Genomic DNA, 25,306 nt, shown 5'->3' with positions numbered 1-25,306 from the left:
TGTCGACGGCGGTGAGCGCACGGGCACGGTCTGTGGGGCGGGGCCGGGGCGCACGCGGAGGGATTGGATACGCAGTAGGTGACCGGCTTCGTGTCGTCCGGGAGGTCAACTACGCGGTCAGCGACCTTCCGTAGCACGTCTGTCGCTCATTCGGGTCTGTTACACCGTGATCCGGGCGGAGCCGCCGCAGATGAAGGCAGACTCCCACCTGTCGACTGCCCGCTTCCTGAAGGGCGGTGCGTGTGAGAGGAGTTCGCAGGCTGTGGGCCGATTCCGTCTGATCGACTACGCGGCCGCGCTTGATCCCGGGGATCCCCCGCGGGAGTGCCGGATGGTGTTCTGGCGGCCCACGGCGACGATGGGGCCGGCCGAGAAGCTGACGGTTCCCGAGGGTGCGGTGCGCGGGGAGCGGGACACCACGGTGGTGCGCGCGCAGCGGGACGGGATCCGCTCGGCACGGGTGCCGTACTGGTGGATGCCCCTAGACGCCGCCGTGCCGGTCCTGGCCCGCTGCCGCACCGGCGGTGAAGGGGATGAGAGCTGCCAGTTCTGGGGTGGGGCGTCGCTGTTCGCCTTGCAGTTGCTGGCGTCCGGCCGCCTGCGCCCGGAGATCACGCCCACGGGATTCGACGCATGGCGCACCGGGCCGGGCATGCCGGACGAGCAGGAGCACTTCGATCTGCTCGCCGCGGCGATGCCGCCGCAGGCTCGCGCGCTGCCGTTCAGCGCCAGTACGTACCCGCCGACCATCCCGGAGCCGGTGTTCCTGCTCGGCGCGTTCCTCGACGCGATCGCCGACACCCTCCCGCGCACCCCGGGGGCCGCGTACTTGACCGGCTCGGGCGCGTTCGCCGCCCGCGCCCCGCAGCACGTGCCGCAGCTGGTGCTCGGAACGGCCGCTCGGCCGGCGGAGGCGCCGGTGAGCGTGCAGATCTCGCTGCGCCTGCAGATCGCCGACGAGGGTGAGACCGGTGTACGGGCGATCCTTCAGGTGCGGGACGTCGAGCCGCCGCAGGACCTGGTGGAGGCCGGCGTCCTGTGGCGCCGGCCCGCACCGGCCGGGTCGCCGGACGCCGCCCGGCAGATGGGCACGCTGGTCGCGCTGCGCGGCGCCGCACGGGCCTGGCCGCCCCTTCAGCGCCTGCTGGAGGTGGCGGTGCCGGACGCCCTCGATCTGAGTGTCGAGGAGGTCGAGGACCTGCTCGGGGACGCCGTCACCGACCTGACCGCGGCGGGCTGTGAGGTGCACTGGCCGCGTGACTTGGTCCGTTCCCTCACGGTGCGGGCCGTCCTGGCGCCCAAGAAGCCGGGCACCGCGCCCTCTGGTCTGCTGGGCCCGGATGCGCTGCTCAGTTTCTGCTGGCAGGCGGCACTGGGCGACGGCGAGGACCTCACGGACACCGAGATGGACCGGCTGGCCGAGGCCAAACGCCCCTTCGTGAGGCTGCGCGACCGGTGGGTCCTTGTCGACGCGGCCCTGCTGCGCAAGGCCCGCGGGCGGCAGATCGCGGAGCTGTCGGCCATCGACGCCGTCGCCGCGGTACTCAGCGGCGAGACCGAGGTGGACGGCGAAACGATCCCGGTCGAGCCGGCCGGCTGGCTCGCCACCCTGCGCACGGCGCTCACCGGGCCGGCGCCCGCCACACCGGTTCCGGAGCGTCTGGCCGGCACGCTGCGGCACTACCAGCAGCACGCCCTGTCGTGGATGCGTCAGCTCACCTCGCACGGGCTGGGCTGCTGCCTCGCCGACGACATGGGCCTGGGCAAGACGATCACGCTGATCTCGCTGCACCTCACGCATCAGGAAGCGCCGACAAGCCGCGGCCCGGCGCTGGTGGTCTGCCCCGCCAGCCTCCTGGGGAACTGGGAGCGGGAGATCCACCGCTTCGCCCCGGGGACGAGCGTGCGCCGCTTCCACGGCCCCGGCCGCACCCTGGACGGTCTCGCCGAGGACACGTTCGTCCTGACCACCTACGGCACCGCACGGCTCAGCGCCGAACAACTCGCCACCGTCGACTGGTCGTTGATTGCCCTCGATGAGGCCCAGTACGTCAAGAACGCGACCTCCTCGACCGCCCGCGCCCTTCGCGCGATCCCCTCCCGGGCCCGCGTCGCCCTCACCGGCACGCCCGTGGAGAACAACCTCACCGAGCTCTGGTCGCTCCTGGACTGGACCACCCCCGGCCTGCTCGGCCCGCTCAAGACCTTCCGGACCCGGCTCGCCAAACCGATCGAGACACACCGCGATCCGGACGCCACCGCCCGCCTCGCCGCCCTGATCCGCCCCTTCGTCCTGCGTCGCCGCAAGACGGATCCCGGCATCGCGCCGGAACTGCCCGCCAAGACCGAGACCGACCAGTACACCTCCCTGTCCCGGGAGCAGGCGGTGCTGTACGAGGCGGTGGTCCGCGAGACGATGGACCAGATCTCCGCCGCCGAGGGCATCGCGCGCCGCGGCCTGGTCCTCAAGCTCCTCACCGCGTTGCGGCAGATCTGCAATCACCCCGCTCAGTACCTCAAGGAGAAGGACACCCGGCGCCTGTCCGGCCGCTCCGGCAAGCTCGACCTCTTCGACGACTTGCTGGGCGTCATGCTTGCCGAGCAGCAGTCGGTGCTCGTGTTCACCCAGTACGTCGAGATGGCCCGGCTGGTCAGCGCCCGCCTCGCCCAACAAGGCGTCGAGCACCGCATGCTGCACGGCGGCACGCCCGTCGGCGACCGCCACGCCCTCGTCGACGACTTCCAGAACGGTGACTTCCCGGTCTTCGTGCTGTCCCTGCGGGCCGCCGGCACGGGCCTGACCCTCACCCGCGCCAGCCACGTTGTCTTCATCGACCAGTGGTGGAACCCCGCGGTGATGGACCAGGCCGCCGACCGCGCCCACCGGATCGGCTCATCGCATCCCGTCCAGGTCCACCGCCTGATCACAGAAGGCACCGTCGAAGAGCGGATCGCGAACCTCCTGGCCACCAAGAAGGACCTCGCCGACACGGTCCTCGCCGACGCTGGCAGCGGCCTGACCGAACTGACCGACGAGCAGCTGCTCGACCTGATCGCGCTCAGGAGCAGGCGATGACCCTCCCCCACAAGGGCTCCTACCACGTACGCTTCGCCCCCTTCGAGGCCCTGCCGGGCACCGAGATGTGCGAGCGCCTCGGTGGCCGCACCTGGCTGGACTCGCTCTCCCCACGTGCCAAGCGCGCCTCGAAGGGCACCTCCAGCCCGCTCCTGCGTGCCCGCGCCTACGCGCGCACCGCGCCCGTGACCTCCCTCGCGATCGAGGCCGGCACCATCTGGTGCTGGATCAACGAGAACACCAACCCCGACCCGTCGCCCTACGCGTACACGCCGCAGCCCAACCCGACGATCCGTATCCCGGTCCTGGACGGATCGCAGTGGCGCGATCTGACGCTGATCACCCGGCACCTCGTCGGCCGGCTGGCGAGCCTGCCCGCCGACGAGGTGCTGTTCGAGATCAACAACGCGGGCGCCCGAAACGGCATCCGGCTGCTGCCGACCATCGACCAGTGCCACGCCTCGTGCAGCTGCTCCAGCCGCAGCTCACTGTGCCGGCACGCCGCCACCGCCTTGTTCCAGACCGCCCGGGTCCTCGACGCGATGCCCCTGGTCCTGCTCCTGATCCGGGGCCGGTCCGCGAGCGACTTCTTCGCCGGCCTGATGGATCCCGGCCACGCGAGCCTGGACCCCCACTACCGGCCCGCGCACTACTCCTACCCGCCGGTCACCTCCGCGCAGACCGCCTACGATCTCTGGGACTACTCGCCCCGACCGCCCCTGCCCTCGCTGCCGACAGCTCCCGGCGCTCCGGCCGAGCCGGTGCTGCCCGCCGTGCCGGGCACCGACCCGCGGGCGCTCGCCGTGCTCGGCGCTGAAACCAGCCGGCGTGCTCACGCGATGCTCACCGCGCTGACCTCACCGGGCGAAGACGCCTCGACGTCGGACACGGATGCTCCCGCCGATCCGGCGCACGACGCTGTCCGGCTGGCGGCGCGCCACCAGCTTCACGTCCCGCTCCAACGGCGGCTCCAGGAGAACCTGGGCATGAGCACGGCCGAGCTGGCCGCCGCCGTCGCGAATTGGCCCGAGGACAGCAGCAGTTGACCGTTGCGCTCCGGACCGGAGGCGTCCGGGCGTACGCACCCTCGCCGCCGCGGACTGGCTCTGGGGCCACGTCCTCGGCGCCTGGCGGGAGTCGGATGCGGTCGACCGGACAGCGCCAGCGAGCGTGACGACCAGGAAGGCCGCCGGATGACGCGTGCGGGACGGAGGTCTACGCTTCGGCGACCTCACCCCACTGCGGATCAAGTCGATTCAGCAGTCCCAGATGCGTCTTGTTCAAGATTCCGCGTTCGTGATTGCGGTATTGCCGCGACAGCCACTTGTGCAGTCGTGACCCGTCCCGGGCGCGGAGGTGGCCGTTGCGTTCCTTGAACGTGACGGCTTCGTTGTACTGGTCGTCCCAGTTCTCGGCATAGGGATCCCACGGGAATCCGATCTTGTCGAGAAGCGCAATCTTCTCTTCGGACAGTTTCCCCTGGTTGCGTGCGGTACGTTGATTGTTCTTCCACGCCGCCAGCAGTGTCCCGTCGATGGTGCGGTATTCCTCAGGTACCTGGAAGTTTCCCTCTTCTCGGTGGAACGCGGCGATTTCGTCGTAGGCGTTGCGCCACATCGTCCAGACCTGGTCGGATGTGATTCCCAGGGCTTCGAGCAGCTCTCTGCGCTCGGGGTCCAGTCGGTTCTTGCGGTAGGCGACCGCTTGGTTGTCGAGCCAGATCCGCTCGGGCGAGCCGACATCCAGACTGCGGGGGCTCTTGATTTCCCCCATCGCTGCGGACACTTCCTGGTAGCGGCGCATCCATCGGTCTCGTTCCAGGTCCCATGGGAATCCGATGCGGTCGAGCAGCCGTTGCCGTTCCTCGGACAGTTTTCCGGTAGCCCGTACGCTCCGCTGAGTTCCTGCCCATTTGTAGAGGTTGATTCCTGAGGACGAGATGAAGTCCTGTGGCAGGTCCAGGTTTCCGTATTCTTCTCGATACGCGCACAGTTCGCGGTAGGCGACCTTCCACGTGTCGTCCGGGACGGCCCAGGCCATTCCGATCGCATCCAGCTTGTCGACGCGCCGCTCGGGCAGCGTGCCTCGCGCCCGGGCCTTTCGCTGGTCGGCGATCCAGCCGCCGAGCTTGTACCCGGAGGGGGACACGTATTTGGCGTGGACGCGCAGGTCCATGTACTGGTCCTTGTACATGCGGGCCTCGGCCAGGCCTCGCTCCCACTTGGCCTCCAGCGGGTCCCAGACGATGCCCAGGTCCTCCAGGGCACGGATCTTGTCCTGCGACAGCCGCTCTTCCCGCCATGCCTTGCGCTGGTTGCCGATCCAGGTGCCCAGCCGGAAGTCGTCGGAGGTGACGTGCGCGGTGGGCACGTCGAGGTGGCCGTTGCGCTCCCGGTATGCGCAGGCGTGCTGGTACGCCTGCTGCCAGGCCGCGTCCAGGGGCCGCCAGACCATGCCGATCTCGTCGAGCAGAACGATCTGCTCCGCCGACAGCTTGGCCGCCTCGTGGTCCTTGCGCTGCTTGCCGACCCAGGTCCCGAGGCTGCGCCCGGACGCCGTGACGTGTGAGTGCGGCACGAGAAGGTCGCCGTGCTCCTCGTAATACGCCTGTGCTTCGCCGTAGTTGCTCTGCCAGGCGGTGAGGGCCTTGTTCCAGATCATGCCCAGCTGGTCGAGAGCGGCGATGCGGTCGGCGGTCAGCTTGCCCTGGTGGTAGGCCATGCGCTGCCAGCCGATCCACTGACCGATCCGATAGCCGTCCTCGGCGCGCGCATCCTGGTAGATGTCGAGGTGGCCGTGGGTCGCGTGGAACTTCTTCGCGTGCTCCAGCGCGCTGGACCAGCCGTCGTCCTTGGTGTTCCACACGATTTGGAGGGCCTCGAGCGCACTCTCGCGCTCAGCACTCAGTCGGCCGTCGCGTCGTGCCTTGCGCTGGTCACCGATCCACTGGCCGACCTTCAGGCCGCCGGGGCTGACCCACTTGCTGGGGACGTTGACGTGTCCGTGGAGATACGCGTACGCGCGCGCGGCGCCGTAGTACTCGTCCCAGCTCGGAGAACTGGCCCGCAGCGCGCGGATGGTGATGGCCTGGGCGAATTCCGGCGGTACGTCCACCCCGCGGATGTGGAGCCAGGGCGGCAGTTTCGCCTCCCGCGGCCCCTCCTCGTCGAACAGGGTTCCTTCGCCGAGCTGGACGCGCTTGATGTGAAGGAAGTCCTCCAGCCGGTCGTCGTGGTCGCGCAGCGCCCGGATCACCTGCCACACCGGCTCCCAGGCGCTGCCTTCCAGGGCGGCCTCGGGGGTCTCCGCGGCGGCCAGCAGCAGCGGGACGACGATGGTGGCGATCTTGTCGGTGCGGCCGCCGGTGCGCAGGGCACGGCCGACGGCCTGGACCGTGTCCACGGCGGATTTGCGGGGCCGGGTGAAGACCACGGCGTCGACGGCCGGGATGTCGACGCCCTCGCCGAGAACCCGGGCGTTGGAGACCATCACGGTGTCCCCGCCCGGGTCGGCCACCCGTTCGATGACGCGTCGTCTCAGGTGGGGCGCCTGCATCCCGGAGACGTGGCCGGCCCACAGGTCGATCCCGCCGGGCAGCAGGGCTGCCGCCGCCGGCAGCGTCTGCGCCCACTTCTTGGCTTCGGCGACGCGATGGTGGTACGAGATGGCCCGCCGTACCCCGAATTCCTTCATGGTGCGCAGGACCGCGATCTGACCGGCCAGTGTGCCCGGCGACAGTTTGGCGCCGCCGAGGGTCATCGCGAGCGTCTCGTCGGCGGCGAGCCGGTGCACCTCCTCGTCGGTCACGACCGGGACGACGACCCGGTAGTCGGCCAGCAGGCCCATCTCGATCGCCTTGGAGAACGGCAGCCGGTAGGAGACCTCGCCGAAGATCGAGGTGTCGTGCATCGACACCATGTCGACGCCGCCACGCTCGGAGATCCGGGGCGTGGCCGTCATGTACAGGCGCCGGCGTGCCGGAACCTGCTCGTCGCGGTGGACCGTCTTCCACGGGCCGTCGGCCTTGCCGGTGGTGCGGTGCGCCTCGTCGATGACGGCCAGGTCCCAGGCGGGAAGATCGTGGGTGCTGTGGGCTTCCGCGATCACCGGCAGGGAGGCGTAGGTCGACAGGACCGTAACGCGGTGCTCGTCGCGGATGGAGTCCGCGAGCACGGCCGGGGTGGTCGTGACGGTGATGTCGGGTTCGTCGTGCAGCAGCTCCAGCTCCGCGACGCTGGGATCCGAGCACACCGCGGCCACCATCCCGAGCGGGCCGTCGCCGGCGTCACGGTAGGCCCGCAGAGTCTGGACGAGCAGCTCGATCGTGGGCAGCACGACCAGGACCCGTCGGACGGTGCCCAGGCCGGCCGCGGCTGCGCGGCCGATCCTGGTCTTGCCCGTTCCGCACGCCGCGATGAGGCTCGTCCGGCCGCCACGGCCGATGGCCTGCGTGACGGACTCGACTGCCTCGGCCTGATGCGGCCACAGCTTCCCTGACGTCATCCCCACCCACAAACCGGAATGTGCATACGATCCGCGCTGATCAGCAACGGACCGTATTCTTCCTGGCTGCCGGGCGGACAGCAACGGAGCAACGGTCCGCGCACTGCGCAGAGTTGGCGGTGCGACGTCCGTGGACAGCGTGCTGCGTGCCCTGGGATCGGTCGCGGACCTACAGCCCGCGGTCCTGCGCGGGAGGCAGGTCGGGCCAGGTGGTGAGTTCGAAGTCGCTCAGGTGCACGGTGTAGCGGTGCCCGTCCTCGATCAGGTCGAGGCGCTCCGGTGGCAGCGGCACGGTGACCTTCGGGGCAGGGCGCGACCGGTTCACCTCTGCGGCCCGCTCGATCCACGCGGCGACCTCCCCCGCGAAGTCGTTGATGTCAGCGCTGTCGCGCTGCGGAGGCGGCGGGGTCTGCGGGGCATGCCGCGCCTTGTCGCGCTGACGCCACCACGACAGCCAGGCGTACAGCAGCGACGGAAACAGCTCCACCGGCGCGTCGGGCGTCTCGCTCGTCATAGTGAGGAGAACGCCGTCTCGGCTGTACCGCCCCCCGAAGATCGACGAGCGCAGCCCCACACGGCAGGTCCGCCCGTCGATCAGGGCGCCTGCGGTGTTCACCGCGACCAGGCTTGCGCTTGCCATCATCCGGTCCACGACGAGTTCCGGCGCCTCGTCCCCGCGAACCCGTACGGCGACCGCCGACGACGTATGTGCCCAGCGCTCGAAAGCGGCAGTCCTGCTCGGCCCCCCGATCGGACCGGCATCGATGGCGGTGAGGAACATGGTCAGCAGCGTGTCGTCCGGGTCGGGCGCGGGAGCTGGGTCATGCCGGCTCAGATGGAAGACCGGCGCGGGCTCCGTCTCTGCATCTCCCGGGTCTGCGGTGATGCGAGCATCGATGCGGGCGGCGACGCCGCCGCCCCAGAGCCGACCGGACTGTTGCTCCAGCTGCACCGCAACGCCTCCTGTAGTTCGCCGACCCGCTGCGGCAGGTCGATGTCCGTCCGGCTGCCACCGATCACGGTCCGATTGCCGCACTCTGTGGTGGCGGGAGCCGCGTGGGGTATCCCCCGGCTCCATCATCCAGCCCAGGAGGGGCGGGGGGTCAACGGTTCACCGGGGCTGTCCAGTTCCGGCCCGAGTAGGGGACGAGGGCGTCGTGCACCTGATCGAGAAGCGGCGCGACCGCGAGGGCCGCGCTGATCGCGGACTCCTCGTGCGGCCAGTCCTTGAGGAGAAAGCCGCCGAAGTCGAGATCCATGCCCAGCGCACTCTCCCGCTCCTCCGCGGAGAGCCGGCGGCCCTCCTGACGGGCGGCGAGGTGTGCGGTCCAGGACGGTTGCAGATCAAGGAGCGGCTTCAGCAAGCGACGTGTGCGGTCCACGAGTTCGGTGACCTCTGGGGGCGAGGTACACGCGAGGAAGGCGCCCAGCGCCTCGTCGATCTCCTGGCTGTGCGCGAGCAGCGGACCGGTGATGGAGCGGGGAGTCTCGGCGGGGTCGGCCTGGAACGGTCGGGGCTGTTTGCTCCACGCCGACGTCCAGGCCATGTAGCCGGTGTTGACCGCGATGGCCCACTGAGCACGGTGGGCTGCCTGTCGCATGTCCCCGCCGCGTCGTTTGCCGAGCAGCCAGCCCATCGTCGCAGCCCCCTTCTGATGTCTGTCGCCTGTGCAGCGTACGCCGGGTCACGCCTCCTGTGGGCCCTGCCCGGGTGGAGTCATCCGGGCGACCAGCTCGTACCAGCGTTCGATCGGGCAGACGATGGTCGCGGCCCGGTCGGAGGACATCCGCAGCATGACCTCGTCGCCGCCGGGCAGGAGGGCGACCTCGAGGTGGTCGACCTCGCGCGTCCCCCAGGGGTAGCACCAGTCCAGGCCGCTGTCGTCCTTGAAGGTCGCGACGACCTCGGCGGCGACGGCTGCCGCGAACGCCTCCTGGGCGGCCTTCGGGATGCGCACGGTGGCCATTTCGGGTTCAGGAAGGTCAGGCACGTCGTGTCGTCCTTTCGTCGGCGGAACTCACGGTGGGCCCCGCCTCGGCCCGTCATGTCGTGTCGGCCGGCTCCGCCTGCGTGCGTCGGCCGGCGCCGGGGCTTCATGGGCGGATCGACTGAGCCTCCTCGGTGAGGTCGAGGAGGACATCGAGATGGGTGCCGATCGAGCTTTGGGCGGCGAGGCGGTCCTGGTCGTTCTGGAGTGCCGACGGGGTGCATCCGGCGCCGAGCGCGTGCAGCTCGGTGTGCAGTCGGGTGGCGGCCTCCGTGGCCTTCGGCAAGCCGAGGCCCAGGACGCGGGGCAGCTCTTCGTCGAGGGCCGTCAAGGCCACGGCGAGATCGGACCGGGCCTTCTGGTGACGGTCGGCCTCACCGGTGTAGGCCGTGTGCCAGGCGCGGCCGGCGGCGTTGCGCGCCGCGAGGGCCGCACCGGTGAACGCGAGGAGGGGCTCACTGCGCGCGGCATCTGCTCGCAGGCGGCCGCGCCGGGTGACCGGGTAGGCAAGCTCCAGGTCGGTGACGACGTGGGCGGTGGCTCACAGCAGCGCCAGCAGCACGAGGCCCGCCGTCGCCGAGAGGCGGAGGGACAGCCCGGTTCCGGCGAGCACCACGGTCAGGACGATCCCGCAGGCCGCCAGTACGGATATCTGCCACACGCGACCGGTTCTGGTCAGCACCTCCGGCTCCTCCCCCTACAGTTCACGGCCCCGCGGGCGGTGGCGCATCGCCCCGGGTGCGTATGCCGATTCGGGGGTCGCCACGATCATGCTGCGATTCGCCGAGCGTTGCCATACCGATCCGCGAATTCACGTCAGACCGGGGCGGTAACAGCGCCCCGAATGGGGCGGTTTGCTCTCCCGTGTTTCTGTCGCGTCGCTGATGAGTGTGCGTGGAGCCGCGTGGGTCGCACGGGGTGTCTCGCCGCGGAGCTGCGCCTTCATGCAGGGGTGCTCGAGGTTCTGGACGACGGGCAGATCGTGGGCGGATGTCGTGGGCTGAGCATGGTTGATGATGGGGATGCTGGGCATGGCGCCGACCGAGGTTCATCTGTCCTTTCCTGGACCGTCGTTGACGGTTGGAAGGGCCTGCGGGCGGCGCCTACGCTGTGATCTGCTGAGACGAGAGAAGGCCGCGCATCCGCAGTCCAGGCGGGGCGGGTGAAGGAGGGGGCCCGATGGGCACGCACCAGCACGGGTCGGTGGAATTGCCCAGGGCTGTGACGGACACGGATTCCGAAGGGCGGGCGGTCAACGAGGAGGCTCTCGGCGCGTTGATGGGCGCCGTGCTCAAGAACTGCGAGTGCGTGGCCGAGCATCTGGATGAGGTCGCCGCCGACACGGGCTGCCTCGTGCGGCTGGTGGCGTTCTCCCGGCTGACGGCCTTGCGCGTGTATCGCGGCGAGTTGCCCGGCTACATGACCGATGACGACGACAGGTTCAGCGCCTCCTCCTCCGAGTTGAAGCGCCTGGTACGGGCCATGACCGCCGGCGAGCCGCTGTTCGGGCTGTTCGAGCAGATGACGCCCGCGGAGCGGCGGGCCGCGGCCGAAGACGCGCTCGACGCGTTGATGGGCCATCTCCCCCTTGTGGAAGGCCTGGATGAGACGGAGACGCTGGCCGAGCTGTGCTGCCAAGTCGGTGCGGTGGTGATCGGCTGGTCGTCCCAGGCGGCGCCGATGGCCGAGAGGGAGCTGACCGAGGCGTGGCAGCAGTACCAGTTCGGCCAGCGTGAGGCCGGACTGAGAGGCACCGGCGCCGACGCGGTGGCTCTGCTCCTCGGCGCGGTCCTCCACCATCAGGCTCGCACCGACGAGGTCACGACCGACACGATCCGGGAACTCGTCTTCACCCGCGCGCTGCCGGTACTGAAGGACCCGGAGCGGACCGAGGAGATCCTGCGCCTCTTCGTGGCCCCGCCCGAGACGGAGGCCATCATCGCGCCGATCAAACGGCTCGCCCGCCGCGACCGTGCCTTCCTTACCGACCTGTGCAGTCACGCCCGGCACCTGCTTGCGCTGCATGTCGAGCACTGCCCGTACGGGCTGCGGGAGAGCGGCCACGAGTGCACCGTCGGCCACCGGCTGGAGGCGATCAGCGGCGGCAGCCAGACCCCGGTGTCCACCCCCGCTCCGGGTGCGCCGGGAGAGGGACGCCGTGTCGTACTGCCCCGGATCGGCTACCGCGAGGACCGGCCGACCGAAGGCGCCCCCGAGGCCTACCCCGACGATCACATCTGGCACATCAACGTCGACCGGATCCTGCTGACACGGTGGGACGCCGGTATCGCCCAGTGGAACGAGAGCATCTCCGAGGACTCCTCCATCAGCGGCACCCCTCCCTACGACCACGAGACGGGCCTGGAGCAGTTCGCCTGTCCGGCTTGCAAGAACCAGGAGTCCTTCCTGGTCGAGGGGCGCTGGGGCGACCCGCTCACGCTCCACTGCAGCTGCGGCGTCACGATCATGTCCCCCATCGACGGGGCCCCGGACGACCTGGGCCACTGCCTCCTCCAGAGGCTCATCCTGTGCGAAGCCGATCCCGCCTACGCCGCCCGCCGGCTCATGCCCCCGCTCGCGGAACTCCAAGAGCGTGAGCAGAACCGTCGCTCCTTCCGTTCCTACCTGGGTCCCGAGGCCGATACGGTCGCGCTCGCCGAGTCGGTCGACCTGGAGCAGGACGATCTCGCGCAGGCCCTGGCAGCGGTCCTGTCCCCGCGGCTGCCCGAGCGGCACGGCGGCAACGCCCTCACGCTCTTCCTTCTTGAGGTCATCTACGCGCTCTCGGCCCCCGTGGTCCGGGACAGCGACGACGGCCGGCGGCTGGCGCAGGCGGTCCACGCGTTCCTGGCCGACCTGAAGCAGGAGAGCGACCGGTGGGCGCCGAGCCGCCAGCCGGTCCCGGAGCGGCTGCAGCAGTGGCGGGACGAAGGCGGGCCGCAGGCGTGGCAGGACGCGTGGGCGCGCACGGTCGAGGTCGCCGGCCGCCGCTTCGAGCAGCACCAGGTGCGCGGCGGCCGGCTGAGCGACGGCTGCGCCGCCCTCACCGTCGCCCTCTACCTCCTGGCCCGCGAGGGGGAGAACAGCGTCGAGCAGATCAGCCGGGACGAGGTCCTCGCCCTGATCGAGTCCGAGGGCACGGGCGTCACGGCCGACGCGGCTGCCGAGACGGCGCGCCGCTGGGGCGCGCGGCTTCAGGCCCTCGGCCACGACCTCGAAGCGGGCGACGAACCGGTCGCCCGGATGTGGCAGCATCTGCGCACCGACGTACACGTCGACTCCTACAGCGACAAACAACAGCCCGCTCTGTTGGTGGGCCTCACCGCAGTCCTGGGCCCGCATTCCGTCTACAACATCCGTTTCTGAGACCTGGCCTCACGGCGCCGCCGACCCGAGAAGACCGGAGGAGAAGGTGACCGCAGAGACGACCACGGCACCCAGCACCTGGGAGGCAGCCGTGAGCCGCGCGACGGTGGTCGCCGACCGCGAGCGGCCCGGTGGGATGAACGAAGGCTGCTGGGACGATGTCGCCATCCGCGACATCATCACGGTGGTCCTGTACGCGCTGCACGTGCGCCACGAGACGCCGGTCGGCGAGGTGCCGTGGCCGAAGGCCCTGTGGTGGCTGTGGGACGACGAGCACGTCATCCACCTCGTGGAAGACACCTTCCCGGATGCAGGCCAGGCCCTCACCACACCGGCTGACGAGCTGTCGGATCCGCTGCTCGCGCGATGGCGGTGGCTGAACCGGACGTGGGATCCCAAAGCCCCCATCCGGCGCCGCAACGTGCCGTCCCCGCCCTGGGAGGCCCTGATGCAGCGGGGACGCAACGCGGCGGACGGGCCCCTGCCGGAGCCGCGGTGGGAGGGGATGAGTCGCGGGATCGCCGAGGCTCTGCCGGACCCCGCGCTCGAGGTGTGCACGCACTGGGCCGCGGCCGCGGTCAGCGCCGCCTTCAGCGCCGAGCAAGGCGGCCTTGCCGTGCATGATCGGGTCCGCGTGCACGGCGGAAGTTTCGCCGGCCAGGGCGGCTACGTGCGGGACATCGGCTGGAATTTCGACGACGAGAACCAGCAGGTGACCGGTCCCGAAGGCTACGTCGTCGACCTGGACGACACCGAGGGCACCGAGCGGATCGACGCCGAGCTCCTCCGCCCCGGAACCGACCTCCGGTGGGCACATCGACCGGCAGGAACCCTCAAGGCCGGCCCACCTCCAGAACTCAATGCCGCGCTGCCGCCGGTGCCATCCTGCGCAGAAGACCTGGAGCGCCTCCTGGCTGGAGCCAGTAACCCGGAGGCCGTACCCGAGGACCTGCGGAGCAGCATCAGGGGCGCCCGGCGCCACCATCACCTCGACATGAGGCGCCTGGCCGCCCCGAGACCGCAGCGTGCGACCGTACAACTACTGCTGCACTGGTACGAGTTGACCGACCGGTACATGGACGACCCGGCGGGGCGTGCGGAGGTCTGGGAACTGCTCACCACGGAACACCTGCACGATGAACAGCCCGTCCGTCGTCTCGCCACCAGGGAGTCCGAGGCGAAGGCACTGGCCAAGCAGCACACCGGACTCCTGCTCTGACCAGGCGCCCAGATCCGTTGCCCCGCCGCAGATCCCGTTCGTGACCTCGGAGGCCGGCTCATGGACGCGCTCCCCCGCTATCCGACGCTCTCCCCCGGCACCACCTGGCCCCAAGGGGGACACGAACCCGCGGCCGGCAGGTGCCGCTTCTCCTGCTCCGCGACCCAGCGCGCCAGGCCAGATCTCGTCCTTCGCGTCACCCCAGGGAAGACTGGTCTCGCGGATGTGGCGACAACGCGCCCTTCGTCGACGACCGGCGGCCTGCTCTCCAACGCACTGCGCACCCGCTCGGCGTGATAGTCGAACCACCTCGGCCGGAAGCCGACAACATGTGGGACTACTGATAGAAAGGTCGGCCCCGCGTACGGACACCGCTGATAGCGTCGGTCAACAGGCTTTTAGAGGGGACGAGTTGTGGAAGATCTGATGGGTGCGCTCCCGCAGCCGATACGCGAACGCCAAGGCCGGATAAGCGGGATGGCACTGCGCGCCGTCATCGCCCTCATGGACGAGGAGCCCGCCACTTTTGCCGCCCTGGTCGAAAGGATCGGCACCTGGGACGACGAACCTGGGCGTATACCGTACCCGCTGCCGCGCTACGAGTTCCCGGTGAAGGAGTGCCTGCGCATCACCTCCGAGCCACTCACTGCCATCGAAGAGCGCCACGGTCCTCTACCCAACGAAGCCGTCGTGCCCGGGGTGTGCGAGCTGGTCGAGCAGCTCGTACCCGAGGCATACAAGGAGGCCGCACTCGCCCGGCTGGCGACCTTCCCGCCCGGCACTCAGCCGATGCATCTCACCGGCGGTGACGACGTCGGACCTGCCGACTTCTGTGTCGCCGCGGCGCTCGCTGCGTGGCTGTACCGCGGGGCCGGCGGCCGGATGCTGATGCAGGAGACCCTCCGGCTGAAGCTGCTGGAGGAGGTACGTCTCGTCGAGAGTCTCGCAAAGGGGGCCCCCGAGCGCGAACAGATCAACAAGATCAGCGACCGGGACGCGCTGGCCTTCCTCACCGACCTGTACGGCGAGGAAGGTGAGATCTTCACCCGGACCATTCCCGCTCCCAGCCAGCGCGGACCGTGGGAATGGGACATCCTCTCCGTCGTCAAAACCCATCTGCTGGAAACTCCGGCCGAAGCGACCACTCCCGAGCAGGCGCAGCAGCTCAAGGAGAAGATCCTCTCCGTCCTGCAGTCCTCCCTGGCCACCCAGAAGAGGAAGACGACGCCCACGGTGCGCCCCGTCGGCAAGCGTACCCAGCCCAAACGGAGGTCGAAGCGAGACCGCTGACCGGAGGAGAACCTGCCGCGCCGCCGGAGTCGCCCGAGCCGGGACCTGCCATGAGCCGCGACCGGCTCGGGTACAGTCCGGCCGACGCCTTGTACGGGCAGACGCGGGCGGCGATGCTGAGGGCCAGAGCGCTGCTGCGGGCGTCGGGACAGGGTGACGAAGCCGCCCACTGGCCCGCCAGTTGCTGCAGGCAAAGCGGTTGGCCCGCCGCGGGCACAACGTACGAACGGTGTCAGGCGGCCTGCCGACACTCGGAAAACGCGGATGACATGAAGGACAGACAGTGACGACAAGCGTGCTCGCAGCCAGCGACGTCCAGCCTGTCTTCGCCGGCGAGGAGCCCCCCGAGACGTACGTGGCCAGCGTGTTCCTCGCGGGCCCGGCTCCGCGGACCGCCGAGGTCCCCTCGTGGCGGCCCGAGGCTCTGCGTGAGATCACCGTGCAGTGGAGGCAGCCTGGCACGCTCGTGGTGTTCGTCCCCGAGGCCCGGGACGGGGCACGCGGCAGCGACTTCACGGGGCAGCTCGACTGGGAGCGCGTCAACCGGGGGCGTGCCGACGAGATCCTGTACTGGGTGCCGCGCGCGTTGGACACGCTGCCGGGACTGTCCACGAACGTCGAGTTCGGGGAGGACATGGACAGCGGCCGCGCTGTCCTGGGCTGCCCCGAGCACGCCGTGCACGTGCGCCTCCTTCAGGCACTCGCCGACGAGCTGAAGGCGCCCGTCGCGGACACGTTGGCCAAGACGGTCGCCCTCGCCCTGGACCGCATCGGACCCGGCGCCGGCCGCGTCGCGGGACAGCGCGACGTGCCGCTGCTGCTGTGGCGCACCGCGAGTTTCCGCGCGTGGCTCGCCGCTCAGGAAGAGGCGGGTAACGTGCTGGTCGGAGGCCGGACCTCCTGGACCTTCCGCGTCGGCCCCAGCCGCTCGCACGTCCTGTTCTGGGCCTACGCGGCGCGGGTGTGGGTGGCCGCCGAACAGCGGGTAAAGGACAACGAGGTCGTGCTCGGACGACCGGACATGGCGTCCGTCGTCGCCTTTCGCCCCGCCCCGGGTTGGCTCGACACCGAGATCGTCCTGGTCCGCGAGTTCCGCTCCCCCGCGCGCACCCCGGACGGCTTCATCCGGGAACTGCCCGGTGGCTCCGCCCCGAAAGCCGGAGACGTGCGGCAGATGGCTGTTGACGAGTTCGCCGAGGAGACCGGGCTGCGCCTCTCCCCCACCCGCCTGCAGCCCGTCGGTGCCCGCCAGCCGGCGGGCACCCTGTCCTCGCACATCCAGGCCGTCTACGCCGTCGAACTCACCGAGGCCGAGCTCGCGGAACTTCGCTCCGACCAGGCCCGGCATGGCAACGACGTGGAGACCGAGCGCACGTACGTCGAGGTGGTGCGGGTCGGCGACCTGCTCCAGCCGGGCGATCCGATGGTCGACTGGACGACGATCGGCATCATCACCCAGGCCGTCCACGGCGCCGTCCTCTGACAACGGGTCCAGCAGCAGACCATGCTGCGGGCCACGGCTGTGAGACGAGTTGCCGCGGCTTCGGCGAGTCAGGCCGCCTGCCCGTGGCTCCGGATCAGTGCGTGGGGGCTGGTCTGGTCAACCAGAGCGTCATGTGGCGGCCGCCGCCCGCCGGCGGCCAGGCCTGCGGGGGCCGGCGTCCGAGTGCCGCTGCGACCTCGCCGACCACAGCGTTGTTGCCGGTGGGATCGGCGAGGGTTGCCAGGAAGGGGAAGTACCGGCCGAACACGCCGGTGATGAGCTCGGTGAGTTCCTCGCGCGTGGTCTGTTCACCGGACGGCTTCGCCGGGAGCAGGGACACGGCGGCGGTCGCTTCAGCCGCTTCGGGCACCGTGGAGCCGGACAACAGCAACTGCCATTCGTAGACGTCCTTCATGCCGGGCCCGCCGTTGTGGTCCAGGCACAGTAGTTCAGCGCGCTGCTCGTTGGTGTTGTAGTCGAGGAAGGCGAGCATGCCACCGCTGTAAACGGGCACGCCGTCCTTGACGTCGGTGTGGAGCAACGCCGCACCGTGGAAGGGCAGTTCGGCCGGGATGTCTGCTGGCACGAGATCTGTGCGGTCCCCAGGGTCGGGCAGCCAGTCCAGGACGACGGCGTTGCGCCCGCAGGCCTTCCAGGCGCCGAGTCCCGCGATCACCACCGCGTGCTGCAGCGCCAGGTCGACATCCTTCACCGAGCCCAGGTCAGCAAGGGCGCGGGCGACGCGGCTGTAGGGAACCCAGCACCACTTGGGCCAGTTGCCGTACTCGCGGGCCCGGACTTCCTCCAGGTGGTCGAAGATGCCGGGGTAGCGCTGCTGCGCCTCCTCTTCGAGAATGGCCAGCGGCTGGGCGGCGTCCCGGTACAGACGGGTCGCCCACCGCAGCCCCGGGTCAAGTTCCTCATCGCGGCCCGGCAAGAACGCCTCGTCGAGTTCGCAAGGAAGGACCTGGTCCGGGTTGCTCAGTCCTCCCATGGCCTGCTGGGGGAGCTTCTGAGCAGCGAGATGTGCCTGTTCGCGGACCGCGGCGGCGAGGTCCTGCGCGTCCTCAGCCCGCGCTACCTGCACCCCCCGGTGCTTGGCCTTCTCCTCCGCCAGCGCCCGGCCGAGATCCGGATCGGCCCGTTCCTCGCGCACCGGCACCAGGCCGTGTTTGAGCGCGTACCAGGCCGCGATGATCGCGCGGATGGCCGGCGCCGAGTCCCGGTCCGGCCCCTGGAGCTCGGCCAGCGGCACCAGCCGGATATCCACCAGGGGCACGAACGGCAGGTGCATGTCCACGTGGAGCATCAGCGGGCCGAAGAACCGCTTGCGGTACTCGGCGTCCCCGGGACTGACCCGGCCGGCGGCGAGTTCACGCTTGGTGAACGCCAGCGTGTCCGTCCACCAGGTCAAGTGGACGCCGTCTCCGAACCCATCCATGGGAGGGCCCCAGGTGGCTGCCGTGATGATGCCCTCGTCCGCCGACACGGAGACGGGCGAGGCGAAGAAGATCATCCCGGAAGGCGAGGGCACAAGATCTGCAGATACCGGCATCAGGACGTCGAGATCGTCTGCCACAGCGCGCAGCGCGCTGACGGCCGTCTCGTCGAAGGCGTAGACGCGGGCATCGGCGATCCGGCGCGCCTCGGCGTTGACCAGTGCCCGGGCCTGTTCCGAGGCTGGCAGTCGGCGCCAGTCCGCGGGCATGGTGTACGAGCTGCCGTGTGCCATGTTCTGGGCGACCACCGTCCGGCCTTCCGGGCCGCGCAGGTGCAGCAACGTCCCAAGGCGCGTGGCCGCTGCGGCGTTCACAAGGTGATCTGGGCGCTTCGAGGACATGCCTACGGACTCTAGCTGTCGCCTTGCACCTGGCCGACCTCGAGTTCGTCCGGTGGGCCGCCACTCTCCAAGTTCCGCTTGATGCTGCGGAGTTCGGCTGTCAGGCGAGGACGCCACTGCGCTCGGCCAGTCCGCGAAGGTCCGTGGATGTCGGTCCGGAGCGCAGCAGGCTGGAGATCAGCGCCTTCGTCGCCGGGCGGGCGTGGGCCTCCTCGGGTGCAATCCGTTCGGCGGCCAGCAGCGTTCGGATGCAGTCGGTTCGTCGGCCGAGGCGGTCGTAGGTGGCAGCGATGTCGCCGAGCGCGCGAGAGCGGCGTTCCACGCTGGGCAGGGCGCTGAGCGGGAGCGAGTGCGCGGCATCGAGTGCGGCCCGCGGGTCGCCGGCGTGATTTTCGGCGCTGATGCGGTGGAGCTGAACGGTGAGCGGGCTGAACCCGCCCTGGTTGCCTGGCAGCGTGACGCGGCCGATCTCGTTGGCGATCGCGGCGGCCTCATCGGTCAGTTCCCGCATCCCGTCACGGTCTCCGCGGCGGGCGAGCGTGTACGAGGCGCTCTGGACCAGGAGGCCACGCAGCGCGGTGCCGGCCCGGCCGACGCGGCGCAAGTCGGGCTGGTCCGCGGCGGACAGGGCGAGGGACAGCGCCTCGTTGTGCCGACCGGCCCTCCTCGCCAGCACGGCCGCCTGGCGGGCGGCTTCAGCGACCGCGAGGGCATCGCCGGCCGCGTTCGCGAACTGGCGGGCGCGGTCGGCGGCGATCCAGCCGAGGTGGGTTTCGTCGAGTTTGACGAGCATGCGGGTGGCCAGCAGGTAGGCCTTGGCCAGCAGCGCGTACTGGTCGGTGTCCCCTCCACTGAGGGCGAGCACGTGGCCGGCGCGGACCAGGAGGGGCAGGCTGACGGTGAGTCGGGCGTAGCGGCAGGCATCGAAGTCGGCGAGCGCGCCAGCGAAGGGTCCGGCGAGCGACTGGGGCGGCGGCTCCGCCGGCGCCTGGCCGCCCCCGAGCATGGCGTCGCGCAGGCGGGCAACAAGCAGCGAGCCGAGGACGGCCTGCTCCATCCGGGCGGGTGCGGCGGTCCCCGGGAAAGGGGAGGCGAAGGCTGTGGCGGTGGTGGCCGCCAGGCCCGTGATCAACGTCCGCCGGTGCACGGGGAGTCACCGTCCTTCGCTGGGGTCGACTGGTGCCCGCAGGAGCTGCTCGATGACACGCTCGTCGCGCAGGTGCGCTGCCACGTGTTGCGCGAGGAGAGTGACGCCGAGGTCGGAGAGGTGGACCCCGTCGCTCCACAGCGTCGCCTGCTCCCGCCCTGACTGGTGCGCGAATTCGCGGGCGACCTGGGTGAACGGTGCCCAGACGTCGATATACGGGATTCCGGCGGCAGCGGCGGTCCGGGCGGCGGCCTGGTTGTAGCGGTCGAGATCGCCGTTCATGGAGTCGACGCTGCCCGGGGAGCCGACCGGACCGAACGGGGTCTCGGAGACGCACAGGACGCGGCGGGCTCGCCCGGTCAGGACGGCGAGGGTGGCGGCGTAGTGCTCGGCGTACTCCTGGATGGACACGGCCTCGGCCGTGCGCCCCTGGTGGGCGCGCCAGACGTCGTTGATGCCGCATCCGTAGACCGCAAGGTCGTAGCGCGGGTGCGGTGGCAGTGCGTGGGCGGCCGTGGCAAGGTCACGGGCGGTGGCGCCGCCCTGCCCGCGGTTGTCGCAGATGAAGGAGACGCGGGGGTGGGCGAGCTGGAGCGCCAGGTGGACGTGGTGGACGTAGCCGGTGGAGCGGTGCTCCGTGATCCGGACCGTCTCGCCGACCTGGGCGAGGGTGGCAGGGTCGGTCAGACGGGGGCTGTGGGCCTGGCGGTGTTCCATGATCGAGGTGCCGAGCCACAGGATCCGTAAGGACTGCGGGGTGCGGGGCGAGGTCATGAGGAAGAGACCCGGGCGCACGGCACGGTGGGAGCGGCGGCAGGGCGGTATCGGTGATGCAACGGGGACCTCCTCCCGGGTGGGCGCGTAGCGGACGCGGCAACTCTAGGCCCGCGCGGTGGAGTTGGCGGTGAGTCTCCCGCGAGAGCGCTCGAAGGGATGATGCGCTCGTTGACGGGTGCCGTTTAGCGGGTCGAGCACCGAGGTGTGGCTCCTCACGCAGCCGGGGCGCCTGTCGCGGTCGGCCCCGGTCAGGGCCACTCATCGCTCCGTGGCCCATGTCGTGCTGCGGAAGGCGGCGTAGCGTCCGGCCGCGTCCCTCAGTGAAGCGGACCAAGGTCCGGGGTTCTCCTCGGCGATCTCGGTCCAGAGCCTCGCGTTGGCCTGTGCGAAGGCGTTCAGTGCGTCGCGGGGGGCCGTGTGCCAGGCCGGCATCCGCGCAGCCCACTGCTCGGCCTGGGCGGGGGTCTGCTCTCCGGTGGCGATGAGCCAGATACAGGCGAGGGCCGGGTCGAGCCAGGGTGCCGCGCGGGTCGCCCAGGCCCAGTCGACCATCAAGGCCCGCTCGTGAGCGATCAGCACGTTCTCCGGGTTGAAGTCCGTGTGGGCGAGGCGCTCGCCGGCCAGCGCGGCGCGGTGCCGCGGTTCGGGGATGTAGGCGGCCCAGCGCTTCTCGGCGCGTTTCAGCTCGATGTCCAGCACGGTCGTCTCGGCGAGCCGCGTGAGGGCATCGGCCAGGAGCAGAAGGTCGGGCGAGCCGGCCGAATAGTCGGCATGACGCCCCTCGGCGACGAACTCGAAGCCGAGGAGATCCCAGCCAGTCTCTCTCACCCGCCACAGCAGGCTCGGAGCCAGGCCGCCGGTGTGCGGGGCGACCGCGGCTTCTCGGCCCTGGGTCCAGGCACGCGGGTGATCGCTGCGCAGCCCCTTGACGAAGAGCGTTCCACGGGCGGTGTCGAGCCGTACGGCGATCTCGCTGTTGTACCCGCCCGATACGGTCTCGGCCTGGTGGATCGGGCCGGTCGTCGCCTCGATCGCGGCCCGCGTCTTCGCCGGAAGGTCTGACCAGTGCAGGCGAGTGGTGACCATGAAGGTCAGGATGCCAGACCCACCCGTCGCCGACCGGTCCCCAGCGCGAGTCGGTCAGGCGGCTGCGGGCGCATGCGTGTCTGGGCGGGTTGCACCGGTGAGGAAGAACGTGACGGCGTAGAGGAACTTGTCCCTGCTGACTGCCTCGTCGAACAGGGCGACGAACCGGTCGGCTTCACCGACCTCAAGGTGCCCGTGGTCCGCGGCGGTGTGCGCCCACGTCCGGAGCCCCATCACGCGGTCGGCCGCCTGGGGATCCCGTACGACAAGTGTGCGGGGCTCCACGGTGATGTCGGTGAGGCGCCGGTCGGCGAGGAGTCCAGCGTGTCGGTGGGCGAGAGTTCCGTGGCGCAGCATGTGGTCGGCGCGGAAACGCAGAACACGGCGTGCGAGGTCCTGGTCGCTGATGTCGAGGACCTGGGTGTCGTAGTCGGGGTCTGCGAGCGCAATGCGCCCACCGGGGCGCACGACGCGAATCATCTCGTCGAGGACCGCGTGGGGGTCGTCGACGTGCTGGAGAACGCGGTCTGCCCACGCTCCCGAGAAACGTCCGGTGCGGAACGGAAGCCGGTGCGCGTCCGCCGTGAGAACCTGGGAGGTGCCGCGGGCCCGGCACTCGCCGGCCATGGTGATGGACTGGTCGACGGCGACCACGTCAACCGCGTAGCGGTCTTCTGCCGCGCGGGCGGCTTCACCGGTCCCGGCCCCGACTTCGAGGAGCGTCTCGCCGGCGCTCGGGCGGAGGAGTTCATGGAGGCGCTTCTTGTAGTCGGCGTAGAACGGCTCGCTGTCCAGGCGGTCCAGTACGCCTACCCATGTCGCCGGTGCGGGCTGTGTATCCACCGCGGTGAAACCGTGTGCGGGACTACTCATGGCATCTCTTCTCGCTCTGGCTCCATGCAGGCCCGGCGACCCGCACCTCTTCAGAGCGGAAGGGAGGGCGGGCGTCGAACCATTCGCAGCGGGGCGGTCCACTGGCTGAACTCCGTCCGTCTACCCATATCAGGACCCTGTGCCTCGCTAAGGTTCCCCAGAAGTCGCACAGCACCGTCAAGGGGACCCCGTGGACATCGCCGAAGCCCAGAGGCTTGCCTGGGAGAACAAGCTCACCAAGGGCTTCAACACCACTGACATCGCACTTGAGTTCGGCTTGCTCAACGCTGAGGTTGGCGAGGCCTTCACGGCTTGGCGCAAGGGCCTGCCCGACGCCGGCGAGGAACTCGCCGACGTGTTCTTGTACCTCGTCGCCCTCGCCCAGATGCAGAACGTCGACCTGGCCCACGAGGTCACCCGCAAGATCGAGAAGAACACCCATCGCGAGTACGCGCTCGGGACAAACGGCACGCTCCAGCGAGTCGAGGGTTAGTCGCCTCACGATCGGAGCGTTGGAACTCGCGCGCTCATCCCGCGCCCCTGACCTTCCGCGCCCTCGCAGGCACCGGGCGCAGCGCATGGAGGCGAGGCGACTTCGTGGATCGCCCCCCGCTCGGGCCCGGGTGCGCCGTACGGTCGTTCCACGGATGGCAACCGGGCGGTGACGCCGGGTCAGGAGTGGAGGGGATCCGAGGATGGTCAACGCCCGTACCTACCCGCTGTGGCGGGAAATCGCGATGAGGGAGGACCTGCCCAAGGAAGCCCTCAAGACGGTGATCGAAGCCCTGTGCACTCCGGCGATGACGCCGGACGGCTTCGACGCCCAGGCCGACGGGTGGCGGGAGGAAGCCCTCAAGGCCGCGCTGCCCGCGCTGCTGGCCCGGACCCCTGCCAAACGGCTGCGCGGCCGGCTCCTGGTCCACGCCGACGAGAAGACACTGGCAGACCTGGCGGCCGACGGCACAGTGACCGCCGCCGACGTGCCCGCCATCCTCCGGCACCGCCGGGCCTGGGCCGGGCTCATCTCCGCACTGGCACGCCACCCTCACCAGGTCGAGGCGGCCATCGCGCTCCTGCCCCGTCTCCCCCAGCACGAAGTGGAGCGGGTCGTCCGGGACTGGGACCCCGACCGCTACACCCGCACCAAGAACACTCCGCCGGCCCCGCCCGTGCCGCAGAAGCTGTTCGACGCAGTCCTGGAAGCCTGCCTCACCCCGCTCGCCGCGTACCTGCTTCACCCGGAGCCCGAAGAGGGCTGGGAGGCCGTGTCCGCGCACTCGAAGGACTGGTCGCTGGAGCTGAGCGGCCGCGACGGCTGGGCGATGCTGGCCCGCTGCCCCGAGCGGTGGGCGCAGCTCACCGCGCACCCCGTACTCGGGGCGGCCGTCCAGCACCTGCTGCTGGACCAGGCCGAGACGCAGGCCCTCGAGGACGCCCGGCTCCGCGCCGCCGACCCCGACGGCGAGGACGTCCCCGCCGACCCGGCGCCCGCGCTCAACGAGGAACTGCTGCTCGCCTGCCTCCCGGCCCTGTGCCTGCCCGAACTGGCCGACCTGCCCAACCCGCAGGTGACCGCCCGCCGGACCCTGCACCACCTCGCAAACCGCGTCCACACCAACCCGCGCCTGGCCGACCTCGCCGCGGACCAGCTGCACGCGGCCGCCGACGCGCTCGTCACCCGCGGCCAGCTGCTCACCTGGTCCGACAAGCAGGAGAACGACTACGAATTCGAGGGCCGCGTCCTGCGCCTGGCCGAGGATCTGGCCCTCATCAGCGCCAACCCCGGCCACCTCGGCGGGGCCTGCGCCCAGCTCGCCCGGCTGGATCCGCCGGCCGTCGTCTCCCCCAAGCCGAGCCGGACCCTGATCCGCGTCCTGGACAACGTCGATCCCGACCGCGACCGCCCGGCCCGGCTCCTGGAACGCCACTCCGAGCACCGCCGGGTCCAGGCCCTGGCCACCCTCGCCGCCAACCCATACACCCCGCGCACCGGCGTCGCGGACGTCCTGAACGGGCTGCACCCCGCCGAACTGGCCTGGATCGCCGAGAAGGCCGGCGGCCCCGACTGGTTCCTGGCCGCGGCGGCCGCCGTCCCGGTGCCCGAAAACGAGGACGACGGTGTGGTGCGGCTGGTGGACGACGATGAACTCGGCAAGCACCCCGACCCCGCCGCCGTCTTGCAGTCCTGGCTCGACTCCCCCGCCGCCGGTGAGATCCTCTCCCGCTCCGAGGTCTACCGCGCCGTCGTGAAGTCCCGCTACCGCACCCTGGAGCACCTGCGCCAGATCCCCGCCGACGAGGTCCTCGCCCGCCACGAACCCGACGTCGCCCTGAAGATCCTGCTGGAGCACTGCGGGCGCAACACCGACCGGTGGGAGGCCCTCGCCGCCGCCATGACCTTCGACTACGACGACGAAAAGATCACCTTCGGCCAGCTCCTCGACTCCCTGGACCCCACGCCCGCAGAGGCGCAGACATCCTGACGGGGGCGTCCCGCAGGCCGCCGCGTGCGTAGCGCCTCCGCGCACGCAGTCCGCCGGCGCTGTGCGCGAGCCTGCTCAGTCGGGGCCAACACATCGGCCGTGGCAATGTCAGGCTCGGGGGAGGTCCGGCGGCTCAACACCTGCATGGCGGCGGTCTGCCGTAACACCACCTCCG

Annotated in this window: 19 protein-coding genes; 8 read left to right on the top strand and 11 right to left on the bottom strand. The window is 70.5% G+C overall.

Going from position 1 to position 25,306, the window contains the following annotated elements:
* Nucleotides 1-262: 262 nt before the first annotated feature.
* Both C1N81_RS03080 and C1N81_RS03075 read left to right on the top strand, forming a co-directional pair.
* Nucleotides 263-3,076 (top strand): DEAD/DEAH box helicase, encoded by a 2,814-nt coding sequence (locus C1N81_RS03080; protein ID WP_394426469.1) that lies wholly within the window; start codon nt 263-265, stop codon nt 3,074-3,076.
* Entirely contained in the window at nt 3,073-4,122 is a 1,050-nt protein-coding gene (locus C1N81_RS03075) for an SWIM zinc finger family protein (protein ID WP_394426467.1), read from the top strand. The genes C1N81_RS03080 and C1N81_RS03075 overlap by 4 nt, the downstream gene beginning before the upstream one ends.
* A 169-nt stretch (nt 4,123-4,291) precedes the next feature.
* Here C1N81_RS03075 and C1N81_RS03070 read toward each other — a convergent pair whose 3' ends face one another.
* The 6 genes from C1N81_RS03070 to C1N81_RS03045 form a co-directional block, all read right to left on the bottom strand.
* Nucleotides 4,292-7,579 carry a DEAD/DEAH box helicase gene (locus tag C1N81_RS03070; RefSeq protein ID WP_394426464.1) on the bottom strand — a complete coding sequence of 1,096 codons (3,288 nt, stop codon included), beginning with the start codon at nt 7,577-7,579 and terminating at the stop codon, nt 4,292-4,294.
* A gap of 169 nt (nt 7,580-7,748) precedes the next feature.
* Nucleotides 7,749-8,531 (bottom strand): hypothetical protein, encoded by a 783-nt coding sequence (locus tag C1N81_RS03065; RefSeq protein ID WP_394426462.1) that lies wholly within the window; start codon nt 8,529-8,531, stop codon nt 7,749-7,751.
* A 151-nt stretch (nt 8,532-8,682) separates the two neighbouring features.
* Nucleotides 8,683-9,216 carry a hypothetical protein gene (locus C1N81_RS03060; RefSeq protein ID WP_394426460.1) on the bottom strand — a complete coding sequence of 178 codons (534 nt, stop codon included), beginning with the start codon at nt 9,214-9,216 and terminating at the stop codon, nt 8,683-8,685.
* A gap of 48 nt (nt 9,217-9,264) precedes the next feature.
* Entirely contained in the window at nt 9,265-9,570 is a 306-nt protein-coding gene (locus C1N81_RS03055) for a hypothetical protein (RefSeq protein WP_394426458.1), read from the bottom strand.
* A gap of 103 nt (nt 9,571-9,673) precedes the next feature.
* Nucleotides 9,674-9,904: a hypothetical protein gene (locus C1N81_RS03050; protein ID WP_394426456.1), complete on the bottom strand. Its 231-nt coding sequence runs from the start codon at nt 9,902-9,904 to the stop codon at nt 9,674-9,676.
* A gap of 204 nt (nt 9,905-10,108) precedes the next feature.
* A complete protein-coding gene (locus C1N81_RS03045; RefSeq protein ID WP_394426453.1) occupies nt 10,109-10,249 on the bottom strand; it encodes a hypothetical protein in 141 nt (46 codons plus the stop codon).
* 497 nt (nt 10,250-10,746) lie between these two features.
* On the opposite strand from C1N81_RS03045, the gene C1N81_RS03040 reads away from it, so the two are divergent.
* The 4 genes from C1N81_RS03040 to C1N81_RS03025 all read left to right on the top strand — a co-directional run bounded on the left by C1N81_RS03040 (nt 10,747) and on the right by C1N81_RS03025 (nt 16,925).
* Complete coding sequence (locus C1N81_RS03040; RefSeq protein ID WP_394426451.1) at nt 10,747-12,933, top strand: hypothetical protein; 2,187 nt, start codon at nt 10,747-10,749, stop codon at nt 12,931-12,933.
* 46 nt (nt 12,934-12,979) lie between these two features.
* On the top strand, nt 12,980-14,152 hold the full coding sequence (locus tag C1N81_RS03035) for a hypothetical protein (protein WP_394426449.1): 1,173 nt from the start codon (nt 12,980-12,982) through the stop codon (nt 14,150-14,152).
* A 504-nt stretch (nt 14,153-14,656) separates the two neighbouring features.
* Nucleotides 14,657-15,442, top strand: a complete 786-nt coding sequence (locus C1N81_RS03030) for a hypothetical protein (protein WP_394426447.1) — start codon at nt 14,657-14,659, stop codon at nt 15,440-15,442.
* A 283-nt stretch (nt 15,443-15,725) separates the two neighbouring features.
* On the top strand, nt 15,726-16,925 hold the full coding sequence (locus C1N81_RS03025; protein ID WP_394426445.1) for an NUDIX hydrolase: 1,200 nt from the start codon (nt 15,726-15,728) through the stop codon (nt 16,923-16,925).
* Nucleotides 16,926-17,019: 94 nt separating this feature from the next.
* Here C1N81_RS03025 and C1N81_RS03020 read toward each other — a convergent pair whose 3' ends face one another.
* The 5 genes from C1N81_RS03020 to C1N81_RS03000 form a co-directional block, all read right to left on the bottom strand.
* The gene (locus C1N81_RS03020) at nt 17,020-18,765 is read right to left on the bottom strand and encodes a hypothetical protein (protein WP_394426444.1); all 1,746 of its coding nucleotides are present in this window, start codon (nt 18,763-18,765) and stop codon (nt 17,020-17,022) included.
* A gap of 100 nt (nt 18,766-18,865) precedes the next feature.
* Nucleotides 18,866-19,912 (bottom strand): XRE family transcriptional regulator, encoded by a 1,047-nt coding sequence (locus tag C1N81_RS03015; RefSeq protein WP_394426442.1) that lies wholly within the window; start codon nt 19,910-19,912, stop codon nt 18,866-18,868.
* 6 nt (nt 19,913-19,918) lie between these two features.
* Nucleotides 19,919-20,686, bottom strand: coding sequence for an SGNH/GDSL hydrolase family protein (locus C1N81_RS03010; protein ID WP_394426440.1), 768 nt, complete (start codon nt 20,684-20,686; stop codon nt 19,919-19,921).
* Between the two features lie 261 nt (nt 20,687-20,947).
* Nucleotides 20,948-21,775, bottom strand: coding sequence for an aminoglycoside phosphotransferase (locus C1N81_RS03005; protein WP_394426438.1), 828 nt, complete (start codon nt 21,773-21,775; stop codon nt 20,948-20,950).
* A gap of 54 nt (nt 21,776-21,829) precedes the next feature.
* The gene (locus C1N81_RS03000) at nt 21,830-22,648 is read right to left on the bottom strand and encodes a methyltransferase domain-containing protein (RefSeq protein WP_394426436.1); all 819 of its coding nucleotides are present in this window, start codon (nt 22,646-22,648) and stop codon (nt 21,830-21,832) included.
* Nucleotides 22,649-22,838: 190 nt separating this feature from the next.
* Between C1N81_RS03000 and C1N81_RS02995 the strand changes: the two genes are divergently transcribed.
* Both C1N81_RS02995 and C1N81_RS02990 read left to right on the top strand, forming a co-directional pair.
* The gene (locus C1N81_RS02995; RefSeq protein WP_394426434.1) at nt 22,839-23,141 is read left to right on the top strand and encodes a MazG nucleotide pyrophosphohydrolase domain-containing protein; all 303 of its coding nucleotides are present in this window, start codon (nt 22,839-22,841) and stop codon (nt 23,139-23,141) included.
* Nucleotides 23,142-23,343: 202 nt separating this feature from the next.
* Nucleotides 23,344-25,131 (top strand): hypothetical protein, encoded by a 1,788-nt coding sequence (locus C1N81_RS02990; protein WP_394426433.1) that lies wholly within the window; start codon nt 23,344-23,346, stop codon nt 25,129-25,131.
* The last annotated feature ends 175 nt before the right edge of the window (nt 25,132-25,306 follow it).

This window comes from Streptomyces sp. SGAir0957, from assembly GCF_043523415.1.
Note: the sequence above shows the minus strand (reverse complement) of the source record. Positions and strands in the feature narration are given on the sequence as shown.